This window comes from Acinetobacter sp. 24-47-39 (genome assembly GCF_056783825.1).
In genome coordinates this window covers 124,359-136,104 of record NZ_JBWYIP010000009.1, presented here as the reverse complement: position 1 = coordinate 136,104, position 11,746 = coordinate 124,359, and the positions used below count along the sequence as shown (strand labels likewise).

Annotated in this window: 12 protein-coding genes; all 12 read left to right on the top strand. The window is 39.3% G+C overall.

Annotated features, from left to right (window positions below):
• The first annotated feature begins 34 nt into the window (after nucleotides 1-34).
• The 12 genes from ilvC to ispG all read left to right on the top strand — a co-directional run bounded on the left by ilvC (nucleotide 35) and on the right by ispG (nucleotide 11,746).
• Nucleotides 35-1,051 carry a ketol-acid reductoisomerase gene (ilvC, locus tag AC1M9C_RS09845; protein ID WP_035265630.1) on the top strand — a complete coding sequence of 339 codons (1,017 nt, stop codon included), beginning with the start codon at nucleotides 35-37 and terminating at the stop codon, nucleotides 1,049-1,051.
• 72 nt (nucleotides 1,052-1,123) lie between these two features.
• Nucleotides 1,124-1,963: a DUF2971 domain-containing protein gene (locus AC1M9C_RS09840; RefSeq protein WP_481953619.1), complete on the top strand. Its 840-nt coding sequence runs from the start codon at nucleotides 1,124-1,126 to the stop codon at nucleotides 1,961-1,963.
• A gap of 400 nt (nucleotides 1,964-2,363) precedes the next feature.
• Nucleotides 2,364-3,257 carry an XAC2610-related protein gene (locus AC1M9C_RS09835; protein WP_481953618.1) on the top strand — a complete coding sequence of 298 codons (894 nt, stop codon included), beginning with the start codon at nucleotides 2,364-2,366 and terminating at the stop codon, nucleotides 3,255-3,257.
• 214 nt (nucleotides 3,258-3,471) lie between these two features.
• On the top strand, nucleotides 3,472-4,749 hold the full coding sequence (locus AC1M9C_RS09830) for a glycosyltransferase family 4 protein (protein WP_481953617.1): 1,278 nt from the start codon (nucleotides 3,472-3,474) through the stop codon (nucleotides 4,747-4,749).
• A gap of 155 nt (nucleotides 4,750-4,904) precedes the next feature.
• On the top strand, nucleotides 4,905-6,176 hold the full coding sequence (locus tag AC1M9C_RS09825) for a glycosyltransferase family 4 protein (protein ID WP_481953616.1): 1,272 nt from the start codon (nucleotides 4,905-4,907) through the stop codon (nucleotides 6,174-6,176).
• A 19-nt stretch (nucleotides 6,177-6,195) separates the two neighbouring features.
• Nucleotides 6,196-6,747: a phosphatase PAP2 family protein gene (locus tag AC1M9C_RS09820; RefSeq protein ID WP_481607944.1), complete on the top strand. Its 552-nt coding sequence runs from the start codon at nucleotides 6,196-6,198 to the stop codon at nucleotides 6,745-6,747.
• A gap of 111 nt (nucleotides 6,748-6,858) precedes the next feature.
• The gene (gene iscX / locus AC1M9C_RS09815) at nucleotides 6,859-7,059 is read left to right on the top strand and encodes a Fe-S cluster assembly protein IscX (protein WP_035265625.1); all 201 of its coding nucleotides are present in this window, start codon (nucleotides 6,859-6,861) and stop codon (nucleotides 7,057-7,059) included.
• Between the two features lie 109 nt (nucleotides 7,060-7,168).
• Complete coding sequence (gene ndk, locus AC1M9C_RS09810) at nucleotides 7,169-7,600, top strand: nucleoside-diphosphate kinase (RefSeq protein WP_035265623.1); 432 nt, start codon at nucleotides 7,169-7,171, stop codon at nucleotides 7,598-7,600.
• Between the two features lie 122 nt (nucleotides 7,601-7,722).
• Nucleotides 7,723-8,958, top strand: a complete 1,236-nt coding sequence (rlmN, locus tag AC1M9C_RS09805; RefSeq protein WP_481607943.1) for a dual-specificity RNA methyltransferase RlmN — start codon at nucleotides 7,723-7,725, stop codon at nucleotides 8,956-8,958.
• Between the two features lie 56 nt (nucleotides 8,959-9,014).
• Entirely contained in the window at nucleotides 9,015-9,815 is an 801-nt protein-coding gene (gene pilW / locus AC1M9C_RS09800; protein ID WP_179998933.1) for a type IV pilus biogenesis/stability protein PilW, read from the top strand.
• Complete coding sequence (locus tag AC1M9C_RS09795) at nucleotides 9,806-10,606, top strand: helix-turn-helix domain-containing protein (RefSeq protein WP_481587151.1); 801 nt, start codon at nucleotides 9,806-9,808, stop codon at nucleotides 10,604-10,606. Before pilW ends, AC1M9C_RS09795 begins: the two co-directional genes overlap by 10 nt.
• An 18-nt stretch (nucleotides 10,607-10,624) precedes the next feature.
• Nucleotides 10,625-11,746: a flavodoxin-dependent (E)-4-hydroxy-3-methylbut-2-enyl-diphosphate synthase gene (ispG, locus tag AC1M9C_RS09790; RefSeq protein WP_481587152.1), complete on the top strand. Its 1,122-nt coding sequence runs from the start codon at nucleotides 10,625-10,627 to the stop codon at nucleotides 11,744-11,746.

Sequence of the window (11,746 nt, the reverse complement as noted above, 5' to 3'; positions counted from 1 at the left end):
AAACGGAAGCCAAAGCATTTTAGCGGAGACAGCAATGCAAATTTTTTATGATAAAGACTGCGACTTATCTATCATCCAATCTAAGAAAGTAGCAATCATTGGTTACGGTTCACAAGGTCACGCTCACGCGCTTAACCTTAAAGATTCTGGCGTTGACGTAACTGTTGGTTTACGTGCTGGTTCTGCTTCTTGGAAAAAAGCTGAAAATTCTGGTCTTAAAGTTGCTGAAGTTCCTGCTGCTGTAGCTCAAGCTGACGTAGTAATGATCTTGACTCCAGATGAATTCCAAGCTCAACTTTACCGTGATGTAATTGAGCCAAACATCAAGCAAGGTGCTACTCTTGCATTTGCTCATGGTTTCTCTGTTCTTTATAACCAAGTTGTTCCACGTGCTGACTTAGACGTAATCATGGTTGCTCCAAAAGCACCTGGTCACACTGTACGTTCTGAATACCAACGTGGTTCAGGTGTTCCTGATCTTATCGCGATTCACCAAGATGCTTCTGGTAATGCACGTAACCTTGCGCTTTCTTACGCTTCAGGTGTTGGTGGCGGTCGTACAGGTATTATCGAAACTTCATTCCGTGAAGAAACTGAAACTGACCTTTTCGGTGAGCAAGCAGTTCTTTGTGGTGGTGCTGTTGAACTTGTTAAAATGGGCTTCGAAACTCTTGTTGAAGCTGGTTATGCGCCAGAAATGGCTTACTTCGAATGTTTACACGAACTTAAATTGATCGTTGACTTAATGTTCGAAGGCGGTATCGCGGACATGAACTACTCTGTATCTAACAATGCTGAGTACGGTGAATATGTTACTGGTGTCGAAGTAATCAACGAACAGTCTCGTGAAGCGATGCGTAATGCGCTTAAACGTATTCAATCTGGTGAATATGCGAAGATGTTTATCCAAGAAGGTGCATTGAACTACCCATCTATGACTGCTCGTCGTCGTCAAAACGCTGCTCACGGTATCGAAGTCACTGGTGCTAAATTGCGTGCGATGATGCCTTGGATTCAAGCAAACAAAATCGTAGACAAAGAAAAGAACTAATTTTCTTATCTAGCTGATTTTTATGCTATAAAAAACCCTGCGAAAGCGGGGTTTTTTTGTGGGATAAGAATAATGATTTTATATAAGTATGTGGGTTTTGAGGCGGGTTTAAAAATATTAGAGACAAATAGCTTGGGGTTTTCAAATCTAGAAGATTTGAATGACCCATTTGAATGTACAGGATTTGGTTTTTATAATTTAGATGTTCCAGTGTCAGTTGCTATTAATGCATTTAGAATTAATTTCTCAAGAAAATATGCGGTCTTGAGCTTAACAAGATCTGCCCTTAATCCATTAATGTGGGCACATTATGGTGATAGTCATAGAGGAATAGTTATTGGTGTAGATACAAAAAAAGCAGGTTTTGATGATGATAATAAATTTATTATACCTTCAACCAAAGGAGAGCTTAGATATTTAAAGACTGTTCCAAAAGGAGTTTTAAAAGCCAATATTGATGACCTAATGATTGTGGGAGATTCTGAAAACTTGAATTGGCGTACTAAGGAGGATTTATTGAAGCATGCTTTGCTATACAAGATGCAAGAATGGGCTTACGAGGAAGAAATCCGAATTGTAAAAAATTTAAGTTCTGTTGAGTTTGGATATCATTCTTCTAAGCTTACTGAAGCGATAATCGATAATCAGATTTGGAGAAGAGTTCAACTGGAAACACGACCAATTTATACATTGCAATTGCCTGCAGAATCCATTGTGGAAGTGTATGTTGGAAAAAATGCTTATATTGATCAACGTAGAAAGCAAGACAAAATCAAACCAATCATAGATCATAAAGTTGAGAGGATTGAACAGTTAAAAATGATTTGTCAGCTAAGACAAATACCATTAAAGGGTGTAAGTGTGAACTTAGAAACTTGGGCTTTGCAAAGCCGAATAATTAGTTTGGATTAATTCTTAATTTTAGTTGTCTATTTCTTATTTTTAAATTCTATCCTTTTTTATATCTCCCAAAAGCTAAATATAAAGTGAAGGTTCATATCTTATTTGGTGAAATTATTTTTATATTGCTAAACCCTATTTAGGCCATTTACTGATTAAATCCAAAACTAATTTTAATAATTTTCATAACCTCAGGATATTGATAATAAGTCACCGATATTTTAGGAACTTTGAATTCTGAGACTTGTCTTTTTGTAATGCATTGAAAAAAAAGACGACAGGCATGATAAAAATAGTCATTAAAAAGTAACTCAATGACAGGTAGATTAAGTTGCAGTCGACAGAGGCTTAGCTAAACACAATAATCAGTATCTAACAAGAACACTTAATAACTCAAGGATTGAGGTTGGGAATGAAATTAACGTTTGTATGTTACTTATTGGCGATCTTGCCAATCTGTGGATGGGCGCAACAAACAACTGATATTGAGCAAAAAACGCCAAATAGTGATGCTGAGCTTGTCTTAGATAATGTTCGCATATCAATGCAGCGGTTATTGAGGTCAACAGACAACGAATATTTTTTGAGTCTTTATATGGATGTGCTTCATCCAAATGCAACGCTTACTTCCTTCAAAGACAACGTCACTATCCAATTAAAAGGGGAGCAAAAAGGCGATCAAGTTCTTTTTAAAGCAGAACAACCGAGTGATGATTCAAATGCAATTCAAGAGTTGAAAGGACAGCTTAACTATAAAACGAATGTATTTAAATCTACATTGGTCAATCATGCGGGTGTGATTCGAATAAAGAAATTCGAGCCTGCTTTTAAAGTAAAAAATATGTCTGATGTGAGTTTTAATTTCTATGGCATATCTAAAGCTAACTATCCTTTCAAACGATTTATGACACGTATCGAGGTGTTTGACAAAGCCAATCAAAAAAGCATGCAAATACTTGAAGGCTTTCAAGCGTTTCCCAATAGTATTGGTTATATGGATGTGAATTTTGATGGTTACTATGATGTAGTGCTCTCTGATCTGTCAGAGGATAAAACGCTTCAAGATCGTCGTTTTATTTACTGGATTTATGATTCTGTTCAACAAAAATTTAACCGTGCAGAGCAGTACGAGCAAATCGTTGGATTTCCACTGTTACATGGTGATAAACAGCACATCGATTTTTCTAATGGACAGGTTTATACAATTGTTGAAGGCAGTTTGAAACCAGTTGCAGTTAACGCTGAACAAGAAACTAAACAATTAGAAGATCGGACATCATCAGAATCCTCTGTAGCACTTCAATGAGAAAACTTGGAAAAACGGATTGAAGAACCACCAGTTAACTCTGGTCAAAAGCAAGAGAATGAGCTAGGCAGTGATGTAGATCGTGTTCAAGAGCAAGAGCCTTAAAAATGTGAAAATTTGAATGAGCCTTATGACAAGGCTGTCATGAAACCATCATCATATTGAAATTATGTTCTTTTAAATTTTAGGAATAACATTAATAAAAGGTGTGATGATGGCACTCCTAAACATGCAAGTAATAAAACAAAAAAAACTCTTTGAATTATTGGATATCAAAAAAAATACGTCATTTGAGGATTTTATTCTTCTCCCTGAGGCTGATCAGCCTAAACGACATCCTCAATTAAAAATTGCCATTGTGACTGAGACATGGTCACCAGAGATTAATGGTGTTGCAAACTCGCTGATGAATTTATGTCTGGGTTTGCAGAAGCGAGGTCATCAAATTTTGTTGATACGTCCTCAACCCAAAGTGAAATGTAAACGGTTTAAACCTGATGCAGAGTGTTGGGTGCATGCTCAAGCGATTCCGAAATATCCCACCTTACAGTTCGGTTGGCCACAGTTTTCTAAAATCTCAAAAGCGGTTGAGGTATTTAAGCCAGATGTTGTGCATATTGTGACAGAGGGACCATTGGGATTTGCGAGTCTAATGGTAGCTAAATCTCAGAATATTCCTGTTTCAAGTGGTTTTCACTCTGCCTTTCAAGAGTTTAGTCGATACTTTGAGTTTCCTTTTCTCGTTAAACCTATCTCAAAATATTTAACATGGTTTCACAATAAGACAGACGTGACTTGTGTGCCAAGTTTAGATACACAGCATGCTTTAAAACAAATGGGAGTAAGCGGTGAGTTAAGGGTGGTGGGGAGAGGTGTTGATACCCAATTATTTAATCCGAATAAAAGATCGGAGTTGCTCAGAGAGCAATGGAATGCAAATGAGCATACACGAGTTCTGATTTCCGTTGGTCGGTTGTCACCTGAAAAAGAAGTAGACCAGATTATTCGGACTTTTTTGAAAAAGAAAGGTGAGGTTGATCATTATACTAAATTGGTAATTATCGGAGATGGGCCAGATCGAGTAAGGCTTGAAGACCTTGCGAATCATCACCCTGATATTATTTTTATGGGAAGTTTGACTGGTGATGATTTGGCATGTGCATATGCCAGTGCAGATGTGTTTATTTTTCCAAGTCAAGTTGAAACCTTTGGAAATGTCGCGCTTGAAGCATTGGCAAGTGGCTTGCCTGTGGTGGCTTATGATTATGCATGTGCCACACTGCATGTTGTGCACAATGAAACGGGATGGCTGATCCCTCTCGGTGATCTAGATATGTTCGAACGAGCAATGACAGCAACATTGAATCAACCCGATTTAAAAATAATGGGTGAGAAAGCGCATCTTGCAGTTGCTGCAACAGGATGGTTGAAACCTGTTATTGATTTTGAGCAAGCGTTATTTTTTGCTGTGCATCGTACTTTATTTCACTAAGTTATCTTGAATTTGTAGATTCTTGTCGCGTGTTTGAGGGTGGTCGGTGAATCAGTCATCTATTCTAATTATGACAAGTATTTAATGAAATCATCATCATAATGAAATGATCCATCTCTAAAGTAAAAGTATGAAAAAAATACAAAAGAGGTGTGATGATGGGAATCATGGACACTGTATTGCCTAGATCGACAACGCAATATGATCACCAGAGGCTAAAATTTAAAAATCAAAACTCCGATCGTGATGTATCGGTGCTTGAGCAATTGGGGCGATCTAGATTAAAAATAGCTGTCGTTACGGAGACATGGCCGCCAGAACTGAATGGTGTTTCATTGTCTTTACTACAGATTTGCAAAGGTCTACAGAAACTTGGTCACAAAATTCTATTGGTACGACCTTCACAAAAACAAATATGTTCGGAATTTTCACCGAACCGTGAGTGTTTGGTGAATGGTCAAACCATTCCGAAGTATGCCCATATGCAATTTGGCTGGCCACAGTATGGCAAAGTGGCTAAAGCTTTTGATGAATTTCAACCAGATTTGGTGCATATCGTGACGGAAGGACCATTAGGTTTAGCGGTACTTCAGCTCTCAAAAAACAAAAAGATTCCTGTGAGTAGTGGTTTTCATTCTGCTTTTCATGACTTTAGTCGTTTTTATGATCTTGCATTTATGGTCAAGCCGATTCAGCACTATCTCAAATGGTTTCATAACAATACGCAATTGACCTGTGTACCAAGTCAGGACTCGGCTGATGCGATACGTAACTTTGGTGTTACATGTCAAGTTGAAGTGATTAAGACTGGGGTGGATGTTGAAAAGTTTTCACCTACTTTTCGAAGTGTGCAACTCAGACGACAATGGGATGCTTGTGAGAATACAACTGTCCTGCTTTATGTTGGTCGTGTTTCACCTGAAAAAGAAATTCAGGTGTTAATTGATGCCTATTTAAAACTTAAAACACAAACAACGCGCAGATTTAAGTTGGTCATCGTGGGGGATGGGCCCGATTATTCGCGTTTGGTTCGTCAAAGCAAACATACCGATATCATCTTTACTGGAAGCTTAAGTGGTACAAATCTTGCTGAATCATTTGCAAGCGCAGATGTATTTGTTTTTGCCAGTCAAGTAGAGACTTTTGGCAATGTCGTGCTTGAAGCGATGGCGAGTGCATTGCCTGTCGTTGCTTATGATTATGCTTGTGCTAAGCAGTATTTAGATGCGGAAACAGCATGGTTAGCACCTTTGGGTGAGCCTGCAACCTTGGTTCAATATATTGTTAATCTGCCCCAGAACAAACGCTTGCATGCAATGGGGATGCAAGCAATGAAAAAAGTACAACAAGTCGGATGGCAACATCCAGTTCAACAACTCGAACATGCATTTTATCGTGTCGTGCAGCAGAAAACGCTCATGGCTTGAAGGATAGGAGTAGAGTGAAATGAATTTTAAAAATACCAAAATAAAAATACTCGATCTTGATCTAAGAGGATGTCTCTATTTCAATAATCTATCGCATACACAAAGTATTGCACTCATATTTAAAATTATTAGTCGGCTCGGAGATGGAGTTTTTTGGTACATGATGGTGGCGTTGGTGTGGCTGCTGCAAGGACCGCAATACACTATTCAAATTTTATATATTGTTGTTGCTGCTTCGTTAGGTACGCTGATTTATAAAATTTTAAAAACAAAAACAGTACGTCCACGACCATACCAAGTTCACCAAGTTATTCATATCGGCGAAAGACCACTAGATCATTTTAGTTTTCCATCTGGTCATACATTGCATGCAGTAATGGCAACAATCGTATTGGGTTATGTAGAGCCTGTCTTGCTGATTATGATGATGCCATTTACCATTTTGGTTGCGTTGTCGCGCATGGTATTGGGATTGCATTACCCAACTGATGTTTTAGTTGGTGCCTTAATTGGGGCGACGGTTGCGAGTGGTATTATCTTGGCTGCTCCAGCATTGAATATCATATTGTGAGGGTAAGTTGATTGCATGGTAAGGCGTACAAAAGCAATATAATTGTACGTCTTGATTTGCTTTTTGCTAAAATTAAGCCATGAATTTACCAAAGATGATTTAGGAATAAGTATGGGTTTACGTTGGACAGACACCCTTGATATCGCAATTGAACTGTATGAAGCCCATCCAGATGTAGATCCACAATGGATCCGTTTTACTGATCTTCATGCATGGGTTTGTGCGCTTCCAGAGTTCGAAGATGATCCAAACAAATCAACAGAAGGATTGTTAGAAGCAATTCAAATGGCTTGGATTGACGAAGCTCGATAATTCATCGATCGAAAAAAACCATTTTTTTACACGCGAAAAGCAGATAATCGCGCATTATTCGGTATAATGCGCCAAAATTTTCATGTCAATTTGACTAAAGGAGCCAATCATGGCTATTGAACGTACTTTATCTATCGTTAAACCAGATGCAGTTGCTAAAAACCACATCGGTGACATTTTTGCTCGTTTCGAAAAAGCTGGTCTTAAAATCGTTGCGACTAAAATGAAACATTTAACTCAAGCTGAAGCTGAAGGCTTCTATGCTGAGCACAAAGAACGTGGTTTCTTTGCTGACCTCGTTGCGTTCATGACTTCTGGTCCAGTTGTTGTATCAGTTCTTGAAGGTGAAAACGCAGTTCTTGCTCACCGTGACATCCTTGGCGCTACTAACCCTAAAGAAGCTGCTCCAGGTACAATCCGCGCTGACTTCGCTGTAAGCATCGACGAAAACGCTGCTCACGGTTCTGACTCTGTAGCATCTGCTGATCGTGAAGTTAACTACTTCTTCGCTCAAACTGAGATCGCTCCACGTACTCGTTAATTCGCAGTATTCAAACCAGATAAGTGCTATACTGCTTATCTGGTTTTTTTATTTCTGAAAGATTTTATTGCTTGAAAATTGAGCATGTTCTTTTATCCCACATTATGGTTTAGGTAATACTCATGAATTCTGAAGTTGTCGCTTCATCCGTCAATTTAGATGAACAACAGCCCACTACTGTTCAAGTACAGCAGGCTGATACTGTACAGAAAGTGAATTTACTTGGCCTGTCACGTCCGCAAATGGAAAAATTCTTTGAGGAAATGGGGGAGAAAAAGTTCCGTGCGGGTCAGGTGATGAAATGGATTCATCAGTTCTTCGTTACTGATTTTGCTGAAATGACTAATATTTCAGGGAAATTACGTGAAAAACTTGAAAAGATTTGTGAAATTAAAGCACCAGAAGTCGTGCTTAAAAACTATTCTAAAGATGGAACACGTAAGTGGGTATTTCGTGTAGGTGATGGTGCGGGTTCTTTGGTTGAAACAGTATTGATTCCTGCTGAGGATAAAACGGGTTCGCGTAAAACCTTATGTATTTCATCACAAGTCGGTTGTGCTTTGGACTGTTCGTTCTGTTCAACAGGAAAACAAGGTTTCCAACGCGATTTAACACAGGCTGAAATTATTGGTCAGTTGTGGATGGCGAACTATTCCTATATGGAAGATGTGCCAGTTGCTGAGCGTGAGCGCTCTGTGACCAACGTGGTAATGATGGGTATGGGCGAACCATTATTGAACTATGACGCTGTGCTTAATTCAATGCGTATCATGCTTGATGATTTCGCCTATGGAATGTCTAAACGCCGTGTCACATTGTCAACGTCAGGGGTTGTGCCGAAGATAGATCAATTGGCTCAAGACATCGATGTTGCGCTTGCAATTTCATTGCATGCAACCAATGATGAGTTACGTAACGAATTAGTACCAATTAATAAAAAATATCCCTTAGAGCAACTCATTGCAGCGTGTCAGCGTTACATCACTAAAGATGGTAATGAAAGTGCACGTAAGCATGTCACAATTGAATATGTCATGTTAGACGGGGTCAACGATCATCCTGAACATGCACAGCAGATGATTAAGTTGTTGAAAAATTTACCAAGTAAAATTAACTTGATTCCATTTAATCCATTCCCACATGCACCATACGGGCGTTCGAGCCGAAATCGCATCATTTCTTTCCAAAAAACTTTGTCTGATGCTGGTTTTGTGTGTACGATTCGTCAGACACGTGGGGATGATATTGACGCAGCTTGTGGTCAATTGGTAGGTCAAGTGGCTGACCGTACTCGTCGTGCAGAACAATGGAAGAAAAAAGTGCTAGAACGTAATGAAATTATGCGTTCACAAGGCTAGTTGTATCATTTAGATGTGAATGATTAAAAAGAGGGAGGCATCATTTGAGCAAGCCGATGTATAAAAAAATAGTCATGACGATGACAGTCGCTTTATCTGGATTGCTTTTCTTTGGATGCCAAACTACCAGTGGCGATACGAGCAAAAAGGATCCTGAGAAATCAGTGAAAGTTCGTACCCAAATGGCGGCTGAATATATTCGGAATGGGAATTTAGATGCTGCCAAACGTGTGCTTGATCAGGCATTAGAGGTTAATTCGCGCGATTCAACTGCAAATATGATGATGGGGGTGTTGCTTCAGCAAGAAGGAAGTGACATCAACATGCAACGTGCAGATCATTATTTTTCTCGTGCTATTTCAATTGATCCTAAAAATGCGCAAGCACGTAACAACTATGGTACGTATTTGTATCAAGTGAAGCGATATAATGATGCTGTTAAACAGCTTTCAATTGCAGGCGCAACGCTTGGATATGACCAACGTCATCGTGCATTAGAAAACCTTGGGCGGATTTATCTCATTCTAGGGGATATACCGAATGCTGAAAAAACGTTCAAACAAGCACTGCAAGTCAATCGTGACTCGACTGTTTCAATGATAGAGTTAGCAGAGATATTTTATCTGCAAAAGAATAATATTGCCGCGCGTCAGCTATATGAGCAATTTGTACTCAAAGTTGGCCAGCAAAATCAAGGTGCGCGAGCACTCTGGATTGGTTTACGTATCGCACGTGCCAATGGTGATAGAACGGGAATGTATGTGCTGGTGAATCAGTTGCGTACTTTATTTCCAAATAGTCAAGAATTTCAACGTTATTTGCAATTACAGTTCAATACTGAGGCCGTATGGAAGTAAATCCTAATTCACAGCAACCTACTGGTTCAAACGTAGCACCTAATGCTTTAGGAAATATTCAACGCCCTGGCGAGTATTTGCGTCAAATCCGTATTTCTCAACAACGTGATCTGGTCAAAGTTGCTGGTGATTTGAAAATGCCAGTAAAAACGCTTGAAGCGTTAGAGCAAGACGAATACAAATCTTTGCCAGAAGCGACTTTCATTAAGGGATATTATCGTTCATATGCGAAGTATCTCAAAGTTGATGCCTCTGCTTTGATTCAACGTTTTGATGAAATCTATCAAAATGATACAGGTTTACTGCCAAATCATGCTTTGAACAATTCTCCAATTAAAATTATGGGGAAACTTCCTGGCTCGAAAAGCGTCCGTAATCGCAAGTGGATCAAGCGAATCGTGATTGCGTTAATTATTTTGGGCGTGGCTTGGTTATTAATCTCTGCAATCCAAAAATGGGCGGCTAAAGGCGATTCGTCAAATACTGATACGAATCAGTCCAATAATGTCCAAATTCTGACCTTAAACAATGGTGCAGGCACGACTGAAGCAGTATCAGGCGATACGATGAATCTCAGTTTTAGCCGCCCTACATCAGTACACATTGTGGACAGTACGGGTAAAGTTTTAGCAACTGGACGCCAATCAACTGCGATTAGTTTGAATGGACAGTCTCCATTCCAAATTCGATTAGATGATGCTCAAGCCGTTTCATTAAGTTTAAATAATGAAAATATTTCATTGTCACCATATACCGTAAACGGAAAAGCTGAATTCCGTTTATCACGTTAATGGGTTAAAGGTAAAACGATGATCGAGAATCCGATTCGACGCAAACCAACACGTAAAATTCGCGTAGGTTCTGTGTATGTGGGTGGCGATGCGCCAATCAGTATTCAAAGCATGACCAATACTGAAACTTGTGATGTAGCTGCAACAGTTGCACAAATTCAACGTTGTGTGGATGCTGGCGCAGATATTATGCGTGTGTCTGTACCGAGTATGGAAGCCGCTGCTGCTTTTGGAGAAATCCGTAAACAAGTGCAAGTTCCACTCGTTGCCGATATCCATTTTGACTATAAAATTGCTTTAGCTGTTGCAGATTTGGGTGCAGATTGTCTGCGTATTAACCCGGGGAATATCGGTTCAGAAGCAAAAATTCGCGAAGTGGTTGCTGCGGCTCGTCACAACGATATTTCAATGCGAATTGGTGTCAATGCAGGCTCTCTCGAAAAAGATATTCAAAAGAAATATGGTGAGCCAACAGGTCAAGCTTTGCTTGAGTCAGCAATGCGTCATATTGATATCTTAGATCGTTTGGATTTCCAAGAGTTTAAAGTGTCAGTGAAAGCATCGAATGTCTTTTTGACGATGGATGCTTATCGCTTGTTGTCACAACAAATTGACAACCCGTTACATTTAGGAGTGACTGAAGCTGGAATTTACCGTACTGGTTCGGTGAAGTCGGCAATTGCACTGGGCGGATTGTTAATGGAAGGCATTGGTGACACCATGCGAATTTCATTGGCAGCGGAACCTGAGGAAGAAGTCAAAATTGGTTTTGATATTCTTAAATCTTTGGGCTTACGTTCAAATGGTATTAACTTTATTGCTTGCCCAAGTTGTTCACGTCAAGAATTTAATGTCATCAAAGTGATGCAAATGCTTGAAGAGCGTTTGGAAGATGTACGTACTCCAATGGATGTTTCTGTCATCGGGTGTAAAGTCAACGGTCCTGGTGAAGCTAAAGAAGCTGATATTGGTGTAGTGGGTGCAAGTCCACGTTCACTGGTGTATCGTAATGGTGAAAAGAGTCATTTAATTGACACAAATCAATTGGTTGATGAAATCGAAAATATGGTTCGTCAACGTGTTAACGAGCTTGAAAAAGCTAAATCAAAAGAGATTATTCGCACAGGTTTTTCTGAGTAG